The organism is Butyrivibrio sp. AC2005, from assembly GCF_000424145.1.
Lineage (GTDB): Bacteria > Bacillota > Clostridia > Lachnospirales > Lachnospiraceae > Butyrivibrio.
In genome coordinates this window covers 68,266-83,696 of record NZ_KE384138.1, presented here as the reverse complement: position 1 = coordinate 83,696, position 15,431 = coordinate 68,266, and the positions used below count along the sequence as shown (strand labels likewise).

Genomic DNA, 15,431 nt, shown 5'->3' with positions numbered 1-15,431 from the left:
ACATGATGAAAAATGTTTACGAGCAGGTTGAAGAAAATATAGATAATTTAGTTGTGAGTCAGGCAGATTGGACATCCTCTGCGACTAATGAGGAACTAGACTTAGCAAGAGCAGGAAGACCTATTCTACATTTTTATGATAAGGAAGTTCCTGCGGAATGGTTAAATGATATAAAGGGGAAAAGAGTTCTCTGCCTTGCCGGTGCAGGAGGACTGCAGGCACCGATCTTAGCCTGTGCAGGAGCAAAAGTTACGGTTATTGATATCTCTAATAAGATGCTTGATAAGGACAGGGAGATTGCAGGCAGGGAGAAACTGGACATAGAAATAGTAAAAGGAAATATGTGCGATTTATCTATGTTTGAAGATGGCTCTTTCGATTTAATTATCAATCCTCCGTCTCTGATGTATATCCAGGATTTGTCATTGGTTTATAAAGAGTGCTACAGAGTTATTAAGGATGGCGGACAGTTTATTATTATGGCTCCAAGTCCGGTTAATTATCTTTGCGACTTTATTGATGATGAAAATGATGGCTATTATAAAGCTGTACATAAAATGCCCTGGTGTTCAAAAGACTATGACGATTCAGAATGGATTGAATATGGCCATTCCATGGAAGAATATCTAGGAGGACTTATACAATGCGGTTTCGTGTTGGATGGATATATGGAATGCCAAAGAGAAGACATTACTGAGCTTATGTTTATGGTGAGGGCTAAAAAATGAAATTATAAAAGCTCTTGACATAACAGAACACATATTCTGTATTTTTTTGTGTTTGCTATACCCAAATTTAGGTGATTCAATAATTATATATTTGATGACAAAGCTCAGACTCCTTGTAGTTTGAGCTTTTGAGGGAACTTGAGAAATATAATCTTATTCAGCGAAAGCATAGAGGACTTTGTAGGCCTAACAGGATTTATGTATATGATCTGCTTGCGCCACATAACTCTAATTGGAAACCTGGAGCTAATCTGACTACGGTTGGGGCTGATGAATAAAAATATAAGCGCTGGAGGAAACAAATTGAGAAAAAACGCTAATGTAGTTGTTGAAAAAGAGATGAGTGGAGTGCTTTTGCGGAGTTCTTAGGTAATATCATTGCAAAATATTCAGACGAAGTCGGACTAGATGACTTACCGGATCCACATGTATATATAGCAAGGAAAAACATGGAGAAAAGCTACAAATACTATATGGAGCATGTGAACGAAAGAATCTGCAAATCTCTTGAGTATTCAATTGAATATGTGTTCTGTTAATGATAGTATAAACGTAGTGACGAAAGAAAATAATATTCGTAAATACGGAGAACAGTATGATTATTAGTGAAAGAATATTTAAGATACTCGAGCAAAGAGGAATATCGCAGAGTGCATTTGGAAAGATGGTGGGGCTTTCCGGTAGTACAATTAGCGATTGGAAGACCAAGAAGACCAATCCCTCGGCAGATAAGATAATGACTATTTGCGATGCGCTAGATATAACGCCTGAGCAGCTCCTTACCGGTAAGGGGATTGATGATAATTTTGATGAGCATTCCAGTAGGGAATTAGACTTTAGCTTTCATGATAAGGAAATCATTCTGGAATATCATAAGTTGTCTTCTGATCAGCAGAAAAGGCTTGAGATGTATCTTAAGACATTAAAAAAGCTTGATGATTTAGAAAAAATGTAAACTTGATATTCCAATTTGGAAGTTCAAAATTATGTTACTAAAAAAATGATTGTAATATAGCAAAACGTAAAGCGAAGAAATACAGATAAATAGTAGGTTAAGACCATTTTGTTGATGTCAACAAAATGGTCTGGAAAGAGGAAATTGGTGGAAAAGAGAATAATTGAACAACAAATGCTGAGAAACTTGCAGTAGAGTACGCCTTTTCTGACCTTGGAATGACTGCTGTTAATGCAGATACTATAGTAAAAAACAAGCGAAGTCAGCACATTCTTGAAAAGATCGGCTTTAAATTCCTGATGGAAGAAAATGGATTCAAATTTTACAGAATTGAAAAAGTATAATTACACAAAGCAAAGATCAGAGCAGAGAGAGGTCACTAATGAACAAGGAATGGTCGCAGCTGAACAAAGAAATGCAGAACCAAATAAAAAATAAGAATAACTATAAGACTGGTATTGATACATTGTTTACGTTCAGAAAAATGATAATGGAAACCATAGACTCTTTCAGGAATGAGCTTGAAAGAGATGATTTCAACGCAATTCCTTTTATAAATGTAGATGGTTATCACAGTAAGACTATTGCTTACTCTTTGTGGCATATTTTTCGTATAGAAGATATTGTTGCACATACTTTGATAAATGGTGATGATCAGGTTTTCTTTGCCAAGGATTATCAAAATAGAATCTGTGCTCCAATCATAACAACAGGAAACGAACTGGTTAAACAGCAGATCGCTGACTTTTCAAAAGAACTTGAGTTGGATGAGTTGTATAAATATATTCATGAGGTAAAAGAAAGCACGGAAATGATTCTGAGCAATTTGCCGTATAGTGAAATGAAAACAAAAATATCAGACGAAAGGAAAGAAACGTTAAAAGCATTAAATGTTGTGAGCGACGATGATAAAGCAATCTGGCTGATTGACTATTGGTGCGGAAAGGATATACGCGGACTTATCCAGATGCCATTTTCGAGACACTGGATAATGCATGTTGAGGCAAGCCTTAGAATCAAGGATAAAATAAAAAGAAGTTAGGTGACAAACTAATTATGAACAAAAACTTAGTCACAATGAAGAGCAAATATCCTGGGAGGGAAAAGAGATTCCTCTTTCACTGTACGTTAAGGTTGTACGTTATGAAGGCGGAACAGCTTTGAGATATTTTGAATTTTTCACTATGCTTCAGAATGAACTAAGTGAAGAGTATAAAAAGCATAATGAAAAGTGTTAGAAGAGATGATAAATAAACTTTTTCTAAAATAACCAATTCCCGGATGATAAAAAGATACAATTTTGGCATAATATTTAACAGGGCAAAATTTATTTAATTATTTGTAACGGTAGGAGGTTACATACATGGAGAAGGCAAAAGTATTTTTTACTGATTTCAGGACCAAACTGGACCAGAGCCAGGGAGTAAAGCTGCAAAAGCTTATCCGCAGGGCAGGAATAGGCGACATAAATTTTGAAGGAAAGTTTGTAGCTATCAAAATGCATTTCGGTGAGCTGGGCAACTTTTCATATATAAGACCAAACTATGTTAAGGCAGTTGCGGATGTTATAAAGGAACTGGGTGGAAAGCCGTTTCTTACTGACTGCAACACACTCTATCCCGGCAGCAGAAAGAATGCGGTGGATCACCTTTACAATGCAGAAGTAAACGGGTTTAACAGTGTGACAACGGGCTGCTATGTTATTATTGCCGACGGGCTTAAGGGAACTGATGAAGCTACAGTCCCGGTGCCCAATGGTGAATACTGCCAGGAAGCTTATATAGGACAGGCTCTGTATGATGCTGATGTTATTATTTCACTTTCTCATTTCAAGGGCCACGAGATGACAGGCTTTGGCGGAGCTATCAAGAACATCGGAATGGGTGGTGGAAGCCGTGCAGGAAAAATGGTACAGCACAATGATGGTAAGCCCATAGTACATCCCGACCGTTGCAGAAGCTGTAAGCAGTGTGCAAAGGAATGTGGCTCGGATGCTATTTCCTATGACTCAGGAAAAGCTGTAATAGACCAGGAGCTTTGTAAAGGCTGCGGACGATGCATTGGAGCATGTGCTTTTGATGCGATAGAAAATCAGAGCGGCACAGCCAAGGAAGATCTTTGCTGTAAAATGGCTGAATACACAGCAGCTATTTGCCACGGAAAGCCTTGCTTCCACATATCGCTTATTATGGATGTTTCGCCCAACTGTGACTGCCACGGTGAGAACGATGCACCTATTCTTCCTAATATAGGAATGCTGGCATCCTTTGATCCGGTGGCGCTTGATCAGGCATGTGCGGATCTCTGCCTGCAGGCTGAGCCTATTCGTAACAGCCAGCTGGGCGATCACCTTGCTCAGGAAGACTGGCACCATCACCATGACCATTTCCTTGATTCCAATCCTAATGTTAAGTGGAAGGAAACCCTTGAGCATGGCGAGAAGATAGGACTGGGATCCAGAGAATATGAACTGATCAAAATCTGAGGGGATAAAAAATGACTGGAATTATTGAAGAAATCAGAGAAGAGCTCTTCAGGCTTCAGGACAAAAAATATCGTAATTTTCAGGTAAAACTGATACCCGGAATGGACGTCGATGATATGATCGGCGTCCGCACTCCGGATCTAAGAAAGTATGCCAAAAGTCTTGCAAAGACAGAGGGTATATCCGAGTTTCTAAATGATCTTCCACATAAATATTTTGATGAAAATCAGCTTCAGGCCTTCATAATATCGGAGATAAAGGATTTTGATGACTGCATAACGGAAGTAAACAGGTTTCTTCCCTATGTTGATAACTGGGCTACCTGTGACCAGATGTCTCCCAAGGTTTTCAAAAAGCATAAAACTGAGCTTTTAAATTATATTAAGGAATGGATAGCTTCAGATAAAACATACACAGTAAGATTTGCTATAGGTATGCTGATGCAGCATTTTCTTGATGAGGATTTTGACATTGCTTATCCGAAGATGGTAGCAGAGGTAAGGTCACAGGAGTACTATGTCAACATGATGATCGCCTGGTATTTTGCCACCGCTCTTGCAAAGCAGTATGAGATGATAATTCCGTTTATAACAGACAGATGCCTTGACAGGTGGACACACAATAAAGCTATTCAAAAATCTGTCGAAAGCTATAGAATCACCACGGAGCAGAAGACATACCTAAGGAGTCTTAAGCTCCCTACGAAACAGAAGTAATACCTAAGGAGTCTTAAGCTCCCTACGACACAGATGTAATACCTAAGGAGTCTTAAGACCCGTACGAAGCAGAAATAATATAGCCTTCCCCCTACGAGGGGGAAGGTGGCACGAAGTGCCGGATGAGGGTGAAACAACAAAATACTTGACATTATAAATTGTGTGCAATATAATAGCAATAAATCAAAGAGATTCTTATGGCACAGAAACAAAGTTTTTGTAGGAACACATATTTTTTTATTTTGGAGGTCTACTATGGGATTTTATGATTATTCAGTAACAACCGCTAAGGGCGAAGATTTTTCAATGGAGAATTACAAGGGCAAGGTAGTACTTGTTGTCAACACTGCTACAGAATGTGGCTTTACACCTCATTACAAGGATATAGAGGATATGTATGAGAAGTTTCATGATCAGGGATTCGAGGTTTTGGACATTCCCTGTAACCAGTTTGCAGGGCAGACACCCGGAACTGATGAGGAGATTCATGAGTTTTGCACACTTCACTATAATACAAAATTCCTTCAGATGAAGAAGTCTGATGTCAACGGAGATAATCAGCTTCCTCTTTATAAATATCTTAAAGAGCAGAAAGGTTTTGAAGGCTTTGGTAAGGGACCTGCAGCACTTGCTATGGGAGTAATGCTTAAAAAGATTGATAAGGATTACAAAAATAATCCCGATATCAAATGGAATTTCACAAAGTTTGTTATAGACAGAAACGGTGAGGTTGTTGCAAGATTCGAGCCTACAGAGAAGATGGAGAATGTTGCTGCATGCGTTGAAAAGCTGATTTAAGACGAAAGCAGAATTATATAAGATCAGATCAAAAAGCAGCAGGAGAAGATGGCTATGAAATACAGAAAAAACAGAGTGGGCGGAGATATTTCAATTCTGGGATTCGGCTGCATGCGCTTTGCCAAGACAGCAACAGGCAGCATCGATATGAAAAAAACCGAGGAACAGATATTAAGAGCCTACGAGCTTGGGGTAAATTATTACGACACGGCATACATCTATCCCGGTAGTGAGGCAGCTATCGGGGAGATTTTTAAAAAAAATAATATCCGTGACAAAATTCAGATAGCTACAAAGCTCCCACAGTATCTTATTTCTAACAAAAATGCGATTGAAAAGTATTTTAGTGAAGAATTATCAAGACTTCGAACGGACTATGTCGACTATTATCTGATGCATATGCTCACCGATATTGAGGCCTGGAACAAGCTTAAGAAGTTGGGAATTGAGGAATGGATTAAGGAAAAGAAAGAATCCGGTGCCATAAAGCACATCGGGTTCTCTTTTCATGGAAATACCGGGATGTTCATAGAAATCCTGAACGCCTATGACTGGGATTTCTGTCAGATACAGTACAACTATCTGGATGAGGTATCCCAGGCCGGTCGAAAGGGACTTGAAGCAGCTGCGGAGAGGGGGATTCCTGTAATTATCATGGAGCCACTTCGCGGAGGAAAGCTTGTAAACCAGCTTCCTGAGAAGGCTAAAGCACTTATTGCAAAGGATGAAAAGCACAGAACGGCAGCAGAACTTGCTTTCAGATGGCTTTGGGATCAGCCTCAGGTAACCTGTGTGCTTTCCGGAATGAATTCTCTTGAAATGGTTGAAGAAAACTGCCGCATTGCGTCAGAAATAGAAGCGGGTGAGTTTTCAGACAAAGATTTTGAACTTATCGAAGGTATCAAAAATGCCATAAATGAGAGACTTAAGGTTGGGTGTACCGGCTGTGGCTACTGTATGCCCTGTCCAAGAGGTGTCGATATTCCGAGCGTTTTCAGAAGCTATAACACTATGTACATGGAGAATAAGTTCAGCGGACGGGCTGAGTTTTTCATGACGGTCGGACTAAGAAAAGATTCCGGACTTCCGACCCAGTGCGCGGCCTGCGGAAAATGTGAGAGCCATTGTCCTCAGCATATTCATATAATTGAAGAGCTCAAAAAGGCGGACAAGGAGCTAAGGCCTTTCCCGATACCGCTTATAACCACTGCTGCAAGGAAATTTCTGTACAGAAAATGATTATCTTTTTTTTATTGCAAGTTAATATTTTTATATAAAAACATGGGCTAAAATTATGGCATAGTGGATGATTGTCGTAAATGAGGGGGGAGCCTATGGCAAGTGAGGTAAAAAAGGTTAACCGTAAAAAATCTAAATCCGAGCCGGTTTTTATTCCGGACGGAGTTCCCGGAGGTTTTTTTATTTATTATGCTGAGGGCGCGGGCGAAATTGTCTTTGCGGATGATAACATAATAAAGCTTTATGAGTGCGATTCCATTGAGGATTTCAGGGAATTTACAGGCAATTGCTTCTGCGGAATGGTTTATCCCGAGGACTATGATCTGACCCAGGGAGACATCAGCAAGCAGACAGTATTTGGGGAAATGCGCCATGATTATGTGCGATACAGGATACGTACAAAAAATGGCAGGATCCGTTATGTGGAGGACTTTGGACATCTTGTTCACGGCAAGGACGGAGTCAGTTATTACTATGTCTTTATTGTGGACATAGATCAGAATGAGTATTACAACAAAAATAAGAACAGCTATGCCGAATCACAGGTGCTGGAGATGAATCAGGAGACAGATTCACTCACAGGCATGTGGAATCAGGCGCATTTCTATCAGGTTGTTCAGGGAATAATGACAGACCCCGATATCAGAAGTCAGAGCATATCTGTCATTTATTTCGATCTTAATCATTTCAAGCTTTTTAATGAAAAATACGGATTCAAGAAGGGTGATGAGCTTTTGTATGATATTGCAAAGCTTCTGTGGCACTCTTTTTTGGAGCGCATGGTTGCCAGATTTTCGGAGGACCATTTCGTGGTTTGTACCTTGTCTAAGGAGGTAGAGCCGATTGTAATAAAAATCCATGAGGATGTTTCGAAGCTTATTCCGGGTGCAAAGCTGGAGATAAAGGCGGGGATTTACAGAGTTGAAGAGAATTGTAATGACATAGGTCTTGCCTGTGATCATGCAAGGCTTGCCTGTAAGAGCATAAAAACAAGATATGATATTCCCTATGCTTTTTATAATGAAGACATTCATTCCAAGCTGCAGATGCAGCAATTTGTTCTTGATAATATAGATAATGCGGTAGAAAACGAAGATATCAGGGTGTATTACCAGCCGGTAGTTCGCACAAGAACAGGTGAAATCTGTGGTTATGAGGCTCTTGCCAGGTGGAAGGATCCTGAGAAGGGGCTGATTTCTCCCGCAGGATTTATCGATATCCTTGAGGAACACAGACAGATACATAAGCTTGATATGTTTGTAGTGAAAAAAGTATGTGAGGATTACGCGAAGCTCCGTGACAAGGGCGAGCCGCTGGTGCCGGTTTCAATAAATCTTTCCAGACTTGATTTTAATCTCTGTAATGTAATAGACGAGGTGGAAAATTGCAGAAAGAAAGTCAATATGCCGGTTAACATGCTTGATATAGAAATTACGGAAAGCGCGCTGACAGATGATGACACTCTTATCAGGCAGGAAATAGACCAGTTCAGAGAACTTGGCTATCAGGTATGGATTGATGACTTTGGAAGCGGATATTCATCTCTTACAAATATTTTGAACTATAAATTTGACACCTTAAAACTGGATCTGGCCTTCCTTCGTCAGTATGATAAGAATCCGAGGTCAGGAGCCGTGCTGGGGTTCATTATTCAGGCTGCTCACAGCATGGGACATGTAACGTTGACAGAAGGGGTAGAGACGGAAGAGCATTTTGAATTTCTAAAGACAATCGGCTGTGACAAGGCTCAGGGATATCATTTCGGAAAACCCCAGCCTATGGAAGAGAGCAGGAAATATACGACCTTCAGCGGAATGACCTGGGAAAAGATTGAGGAATGACCTTATTTTCACTTCACTTTCACAGAAAATATGTTAAACTACTACCAAAATGTTTGAAGTCGGAAATACATAGACGAGGAGGATGAGAAAATGTACGTTACTTGTTTGGATTTGGAAGGAGTTCTTGTTCCGGAGATTTGGATCGCTTTTGCAGAGGCTACAGGTATCCCTGAACTTAAGAGAACAACAAGAGATGAGCCTGATTATGATAAGCTTATGAAATTCAGAATCGGTATTCTTAAAGAGCATGGACTTGGACTTAAGGAAATTCAGGATACAATCGCAACAATAGATCCCATGCCCGGTGCAAAGGAATTTCTTGATGAGCTTCGCAGTATTACACAGGTTATCATCATCAGTGATACCTTTACACAGTTTGCAGCACCTCTGATGAAGAAGCTCGGCTGGCCTACAATTTTCTGTAATAGCCTTGAGGTAGCAGAGAACGGAGAGATTACAGGCTTTAAGATGCGTTGTGAGCAGAGTAAGCTTTCGACAGTAAAGGCACTCCAGAGTGTTGGCTTTGAAACGATTGCCAGCGGAGACAGCTTCAATGACCTTGGAATGATCCAGGCAAGTAAGGCAGGCTTTTTGTTTAGAACAACAGACCAGATTAAGAAGGACTTCCCGCAGTTCCCTGCATTTGAGACCTATGATGAACTGCTTTCCGCTATTAAGGAAGAGATTGCCAAGTAAAAAACGTTATGAAAAGAAATTATAAATTTACCCTAAGCTATGACGGAACCAGATTCTACGGCTGGGAGAGACAACCAAATAAGGATATGACCATTCAGGGAAAGCTTGAGGCTGTACTTACAAAGATGGTAGGTCTTCCGGAGGGAGAGTCGGTTCAGGTCATAGGAGCAGGGAGAACTGATGCAGGTGTACATGCCAGAGCCATGACTGCCAACGCCATGCTTGATACTGATTTGTCAGAGGAGGAGATACAGAGCTACATGAATAAGTATCTCCCCGAGGATATCAGCATAAATGATGTAAGAGCATGTGCTGACAGGTTTCACAGCAGGTATAATGCTCTTGGCAAAACATACAGATATACCTGTTATTATGGGAATACAAAACCTGTTTTTGACAGGAAATATGTGACGGTATTGGAAGAAAAGCCGGACGTTGAACTTATGAAGAAAGCGGCTGAATATATAATCGGTACCCACGACTTCAAGAGCTTTTGTGGCAATACCAAGATGAAAAAGTCCACTGTTCGCTGTGTTGATAACATTAAAATTGAAGAGAGCGGACCTCAGATCAGATTATATTTTCACGGCAACGGCTTTTTACAGAATATGGTCAGGATAATGACCGGAACTCTTCTTGAGGTTGGCTACGGCAACATAAAACCCGAAGAGCTGAAGGACATAATAGAAGCCTGCGACAGACAAAAAGCAGGCCCCACAGCACCGCCGCAGGGCCTCTGCCTAATGAAGGTTGATTATTGAATTAATGACGCCCGCCGGCACATATATATGCAATTTCGCGCTCGTTGTCAGAGCCATAATCGCTTGAAATTGCATATATATGTGTCGGCGGGCTGTTTTATTTATAATTCATCCGCTACAAAATATGTCACAAGATAGTCATCATACTCAGGCAAAAGAACGCCGATTTCCTGTGTGTTTGTGCTTCCGCTTCTAAGTGAATAAGCTGCATCGCCGATATTTACCGTATCAAATGCAACTGCTTCGCCATCCTTAAAGAAGACGCTTCTTACGTTAATGCAGCCAACATCTTCTGAGGAGTAGTTAGTTCCTGTTACTTCAAGGGCATTATCAAGTCCGGCTTCGATGTCAAAGCCCACTTCGTCATATCTGCAGCCGGTGGTTTCGGTTACAGTGATCTCATATGAAAAGCTTGCAGCATCCTCAATATCCTTCTTTTTAAACTGACCATAGAGCATGAAGGACTGTCCGCTTTTAACTGCGGAAGCACCGTCAGTAACTGACTTAATGGGATTACCGTTTGCTTTAAGTGCATAAAACTTGGCAACAACAGCCAAATCCTTATCAGAAGTATTTTTAGCTACAACCACATATCTTGTATGGATTCCATCGATATCCGAAATGAGGTATTCTCCCTCAATTTTAATTCCCTCTGCGGTTTTGTTTGCTGCATATGAAATAATTGTTGAATTGGAAAAAGTGCTGATAATTACAGCGATTGCAATGATTAGACCGTAGATTTTTCTCATACCGGACACCTCCTGTTTCTTTGGTGTTATTAGGATATCAAACGACAATAAATATATCGTTAAGTAAATATAAAAAAACTATATACTGAGCGTTTTTTGTCCTACAAAATTTATGTGATTATTTTGGTAAAATTTCCAACTTGACAATGTTTTCGTCAGCAAACGCAGGTCCCTGCTTCCGAAAACTATTTTTAGCTTTTTGTACTCCTTAATATGTGTTATAATCTAGTTTGGCTATGTGGATAGTCAGGTGTCTGGTTACAGACACAACAGCAAGTTGGAAATGTGGTAATTTATATGGCAACGAACACGGAGGGTCAGCGATCAGGCGTGGATCGTTCCAGACGAATCCGCTTTTTGAGGAGATTGATTCTCTTTTCTATTGCAGCTTCGTGCCTAATTCCTACGTGCATCTGTATTTTCCTGGTTATTCGAAACGGACATACTATGAGACTCCTTAATAAGGCGAAGGAAGAGTTGTCCTGGTACGAAGAACACTATGGTGAGGAGCTTTTGGCTGATGGGGAAAATGATAACCCCATTGAGGCTGAGGAAAAAGGAACCGGCGTGGTCTGGGAGAGTATTCAGGGGGAGACTTTGGATTCTGAAGAGGTCAAACCTGTGGAGGAGGCAGAAGTTACAGGGGGAACAGGCGAGAAGGTCGAGGCAGCATCTGAAGGTCAATCTGCCACAGGAGAACCGGAAGAATGGGACGGGGTAAGAAGAGTATACATAACCTTTGATGACGGGCCCAGCACATCAACAAATACAATACTTGATATACTTGACAGCTACGGTGTGAAGGCTACTTTTTTTGTGACAGGTAAGGAAGGCAGTGAATACGCTGATATCTACAGGCGCATTGCCGAGAGTGGACATACTATCGGAATGCATTCCTACAGTCATAAGTACAGTGAGCTGTATGAGTCGCTTGGAAGCTTTTCTGCGGACTTTAATAAATTGCAGACATATCTGTATGAGACAACCGGCGTCTGGTCTAAGTTTTACAGATTCCCGGGAGGCAGCTCCAACACAGCAAGCAAAGTTCCCATGGAACAGCTTATAGATTATCTGAATCACGAGAATATTACATATTTTGACTGGAATGTAGCCAGCAGTGATGACAGAGCCGGGATAAATAAGGACATAATAGTGGCTAATGTCATGACAGGAGTGCCGAAGTTTCACGAGGCGATAATACTTCTTCATGATGCGCAGGATAAACAGGCCACGGTAGAAGCATTGCCTGAGATCATAGAACAGATACAGGCCATGGATAACACAGTGATAGTTCCGATAACGGAGGATACGTTACCGGTTCAACATATCAGTAATTCTCAGTAATTTTTGAAACGGAGGAAGAGAAAATGGGATTTTTTTCAGAGCTGAAAAGTGATCTCTCTCAGGCTGCAAAGACAATTATGCCTGAGGAAGGTGATACAGCTAAGATCCTTGGGGACACTACGAAGAAGGAAAACGTGGTTAAGCCTAAGTCAGAGGCAGAGGTAAAGAAGGATCTTAATGAAATGCTTGATCATCTTGACGACATCAAGATCGACGAAGGTGGGGCAGAAGAGACTGAGGCTAAGGAGCCGGAAGAAGTCATTGAAGAGGTTGAGGAAGAGATAATTGAAGAGAAGGAAGAGGCAGTAGTAAGACCTGTTGCCGAGCCTGTTATTCCTGAGGTTTCCGAGCCTGAAGAGGAGACTTTTGTAGAAGAACCTGAAGAAGTTGATGAGATTAACTTCGAGGAGGAGGATACAGATGATACAGTAGCTGATCTTGCAGCTTCTCTTAGTGCGATTGAATCTATCGCCAGCAAGAAGGCTGAGGAAGCACCTGTGTATGAGGAGAGAACTACTACTAATTATATGAACAATGGGGGATTTGATACAATGGACATTCAGCAACAGACACCTACAGATGAGACAGCCAGCATTACAGAGGGTATGAAAATTGTTGGTAATCTTGAGACAACAGGCTCTCTTGATCTTGTTGGTAAGATTACCGGTAATGTTACATGCCTTGGTAAGCTCAATGTAACAGGTGAGATCGAAGGTGATTCAAAGGCAGCAGAGATTTATGCTGAGGCTGCAAGAATTACAGGTGAAGTTAGAAGTAACGGAAGTGTTAAGATCGGACAGAGCACAGTTGTTATCGGTAACATTTTTGCTACAAGCGCTGTTATAGCAGGTGCTGTTAAGGGTGACATCGATGTTCCCGGTCCTGTAGTTCTTGATACAACAGCTATTGTTATGGGTAACATCAAATCACAGTCAGTACAGATCAACAATGGTGCCGTTATTGAAGGTAACTGCTCACAGTCTTATGCTGAGGTTAATCCTTCTGCATTCTTTGATGGTCTTAAGGGAACAAAATAATGAGAATACTTTTAAAATTAAGTGGCGAAGCTCTTGCTGGCCCAAACAAAACAGGATTTCACGAGGATACGGTTCGTGGTGTTGCACTTCAGGTAAAGCAGCTTGTTGATAACGGAACAGAAGTTGGTATCGTTATAGGCGGCGGTAATTTCTGGAGAGGGCGCAGCAGCGAGGCTATAGACCGTGTCAAGGCAGACCAGATCGGTATGCTTGCGACTATTATGAACTGCATCTATGTTTCTGAGATTTTCAGAAGCGTGGGAATGAAGACCAATATACTTACACCTTTTGAGTGCGGCTCATTTACGAAGCTCTTCTCAAAGGACAGAGCTAACAAGTACTTTGAGAGAGGCATGGTAGTTTTCTTTGCGGGAGGCACAGGCCATCCGTACTTCTCAACTGATACGGGTGCTGCTCTTCGCGCTATTGAGATAGAAGCAGATACAATGCTTCTTGCCAAAGCTATCGATGGAGTTTATGACAGCGATCCTATGAAGAACCCTGATGCAAAGAGATATGACACAATAAGCATTGATGATGTCGTTGCTCAGAACCTTCAGGTTGTGGATATGACAGCTTCAATAATGGTAAAAGAGAATCATATTCCTATGAGGGTATTCGCACTTCAGGAAGAAAATAGTATAATAAAAGCAGCCAGTGGTGACTTCAACGGAACCACAGTCACAGCCTAAACTATAATCCGGAGGATGAGTGTATGAACGAAAAAGTAAAGCCTTATGAAGAAAAAATGACCAAAGCTTTTGATTTCCTTGCTTCTGAGCTTGCGGCAGTTCGCGCAGGACGCGCTAATCCGCATGTACTTGATAAACTCAAGGTTGATTATTATGGAACACCCACACCTCTTCAGCAGGTTGGTAATGTTTCCATACCTGAAGCACGTATGATTCAGATTGCTCCCTGGGATAAGACTCTTATCAAGGATATCGAGAAGGCTATTCTTGCTTCCGATATCGGTATCACACCCAGCAACGATGGTAGTGTTATAAGACTTATCTTCCCTGAACTTACAGAGGAGCGCAGAAAGCAGCTCGCTAAGGATATTAAGAAGAAGGGCGAGGAGGCTAAGGTTGCTGTAAGAAATATCCGCAGAGACGGAAATGATTCCTTTAAGAAGCTTAAGGGGACCGATGTTTCAGAGGATGAGATTGCTGAGATGGAAGAAGATCTTCAGAAGATGACAGATAAGTTTGTCAAGAAGATTGACGAAGCCGTTGAGGAAAAGAGCAAAGAAATCATGACAGTATGATGTAATCACTGTGGAAAATAAGATTCAAAAGAGCCTGTGGGTTATAGCACAGGCTCTACTTACATTTTGAGGTCAATATGGAAGAAAATAAAAAAATACCGCAACACGTAGCAATAATTCTTGACGGAAACGGACGCTGGGCCAAGGCCAAAGGTCTCCCCAGAAACTATGGTCATAAGCAGGGTGCAAAGGCTGTAGAGGACATCCTTGTAGTAGCAAGGGACATGGGAATTAAGTACCTTACTGTATATGCCTTTTCAACTGAGAACTGGAACAGACCGGAGACTGAAGTTGCTGCCCTTATGACAATCCTTAAAACCTATCTTAAGAGCAGTATCAAGAAGTCCATGAAGAATAATGTTCGTTGCCAGGTAATTGGCGAGAGGAGCAGACTCTCCGATGATATCAGGGCAGCAATTGAGGAGCTTGAGAGAGCTACAGCAGGTAACACAGGACTTACTTTTACCATTGCTATCAATTATGGCAGCCGTGATGAGATTGTTCGCGCCGTAAGGAAGCTTGCAGATGAATGTAAAACAGGTGAAATCAGTGCTGATGAGATTTCAGAGGAAATGATTTCTAAGAACCTTGATACGGGTAATATTCCTGATCCCGATCTCATGATTCGTACCTGTGGTGAGCAGCGCCTCAGTAACTTCCTTCTTTGGCAGTGCGCTTATACAGAATTTTATTATACGGATATTGCATGGCCCGATTTTGATGAAGCTGAGCTTCAGAAGGCTGTGGATGCCTATGGTAATCGTAACCGCAAATACGGCGGATTAAAGGACGATGCCCAATAAATAAATCCTTAT

16 protein-coding genes and 1 pseudogene are annotated in these 15,431 nt (G+C 41.2%); 16 read left to right on the top strand and 1 reads right to left on the bottom strand.

Annotated features, from left to right (window positions below; translation table 11 throughout):
• The first annotated feature begins 2 nt into the window (after nt 1-2).
• From G602_RS27730 to truA, 11 genes and pseudogenes are all read left to right on the top strand, one after another.
• Nucleotides 3-728: a class I SAM-dependent methyltransferase gene (locus G602_RS27730; RefSeq protein ID WP_081676101.1), complete on the top strand. Its 726-nt coding sequence runs from the start codon at nt 3-5 to the stop codon at nt 726-728.
• 595 nt (nt 729-1,323) lie between these two features.
• Entirely contained in the window at nt 1,324-1,683 is a 360-nt protein-coding gene (locus G602_RS0120400) for a helix-turn-helix domain-containing protein (RefSeq protein ID WP_026660673.1), read from the top strand.
• A 182-nt stretch (nt 1,684-1,865) separates the two neighbouring features.
• Nucleotides 1,866-2,027: pseudogene (locus G602_RS32270) on the top strand (GNAT family N-acetyltransferase); the annotation flags it as partial.
• A 38-nt stretch (nt 2,028-2,065) separates the two neighbouring features.
• Entirely contained in the window at nt 2,066-2,725 is a 660-nt protein-coding gene (locus tag G602_RS0120390; protein ID WP_026660672.1) for a hypothetical protein, read from the top strand.
• 321 nt (nt 2,726-3,046) lie between these two features.
• A complete protein-coding gene (locus G602_RS0120385; protein ID WP_026660671.1) occupies nt 3,047-4,168 on the top strand; it encodes a DUF362 domain-containing protein in 1,122 nt (373 codons plus the stop codon).
• Nucleotides 4,169-4,179: 11 nt separating this feature from the next.
• Nucleotides 4,180-4,884 carry a DNA alkylation repair protein gene (locus G602_RS0120380; RefSeq protein ID WP_026660670.1) on the top strand — a complete coding sequence of 235 codons (705 nt, stop codon included), beginning with the start codon at nt 4,180-4,182 and terminating at the stop codon, nt 4,882-4,884.
• 255 nt (nt 4,885-5,139) lie between these two features.
• Nucleotides 5,140-5,682, top strand: a complete 543-nt coding sequence (locus G602_RS0120375; protein WP_026660669.1) for a glutathione peroxidase — start codon at nt 5,140-5,142, stop codon at nt 5,680-5,682.
• A 54-nt stretch (nt 5,683-5,736) separates the two neighbouring features.
• Complete coding sequence (locus tag G602_RS0120370) at nt 5,737-6,921, top strand: aldo/keto reductase (RefSeq protein WP_026660667.1); 1,185 nt, start codon at nt 5,737-5,739, stop codon at nt 6,919-6,921.
• A 95-nt stretch (nt 6,922-7,016) separates the two neighbouring features.
• Nucleotides 7,017-8,762, top strand: coding sequence for a bifunctional diguanylate cyclase/phosphodiesterase (locus G602_RS27725; RefSeq protein ID WP_049945369.1), 1,746 nt, complete (start codon nt 7,017-7,019; stop codon nt 8,760-8,762).
• A gap of 90 nt (nt 8,763-8,852) precedes the next feature.
• On the top strand, nt 8,853-9,458 hold the full coding sequence (thrH, locus tag G602_RS0120360; protein WP_026660666.1) for a bifunctional phosphoserine phosphatase/homoserine phosphotransferase ThrH: 606 nt from the start codon (nt 8,853-8,855) through the stop codon (nt 9,456-9,458).
• Between the two features lie 8 nt (nt 9,459-9,466).
• Nucleotides 9,467-10,219: a tRNA pseudouridine(38-40) synthase TruA gene (truA, locus tag G602_RS0120355; RefSeq protein WP_026660665.1), complete on the top strand. Its 753-nt coding sequence runs from the start codon at nt 9,467-9,469 to the stop codon at nt 10,217-10,219.
• Nucleotides 10,220-10,320: 101 nt separating this feature from the next.
• On the opposite strand, the gene G602_RS0120350 is transcribed toward truA, so the two are convergent.
• Nucleotides 10,321-10,968, bottom strand: coding sequence for a hypothetical protein (locus G602_RS0120350; protein WP_026660664.1), 648 nt, complete (start codon nt 10,966-10,968; stop codon nt 10,321-10,323).
• A 297-nt stretch (nt 10,969-11,265) separates the two neighbouring features.
• Here G602_RS0120350 and G602_RS27720 point away from each other — a divergent pair, with 297 nt between their 5' ends.
• The 5 genes from G602_RS27720 (at nt 11,266) to G602_RS0120325 (ending at nt 15,419) form a co-directional block, all read left to right on the top strand.
• Complete coding sequence (locus G602_RS27720) at nt 11,266-12,312, top strand: polysaccharide deacetylase family protein (RefSeq protein ID WP_081676099.1); 1,047 nt, start codon at nt 11,266-11,268, stop codon at nt 12,310-12,312.
• Nucleotides 12,313-12,335: 23 nt separating this feature from the next.
• A complete protein-coding gene (locus G602_RS31605; RefSeq protein WP_026660663.1) occupies nt 12,336-13,349 on the top strand; it encodes a polymer-forming cytoskeletal protein in 1,014 nt (337 codons plus the stop codon).
• Nucleotides 13,349-14,041 carry a UMP kinase gene (gene pyrH / locus G602_RS0120335; RefSeq protein WP_026660662.1) on the top strand — a complete coding sequence of 231 codons (693 nt, stop codon included), beginning with the start codon at nt 13,349-13,351 and terminating at the stop codon, nt 14,039-14,041. Before G602_RS31605 ends, pyrH begins: the two co-directional genes overlap by 1 nt.
• Nucleotides 14,042-14,064: 23 nt before the next feature.
• Nucleotides 14,065-14,616 (top strand): ribosome recycling factor, encoded by a 552-nt coding sequence (frr, locus tag G602_RS0120330; protein WP_026660661.1) that lies wholly within the window; start codon nt 14,065-14,067, stop codon nt 14,614-14,616.
• 77 nt (nt 14,617-14,693) lie between these two features.
• Nucleotides 14,694-15,419, top strand: a complete 726-nt coding sequence (locus G602_RS0120325) for an isoprenyl transferase (RefSeq protein WP_026660659.1) — start codon at nt 14,694-14,696, stop codon at nt 15,417-15,419.
• Nucleotides 15,420-15,431 lie beyond the last annotated feature (12 nt).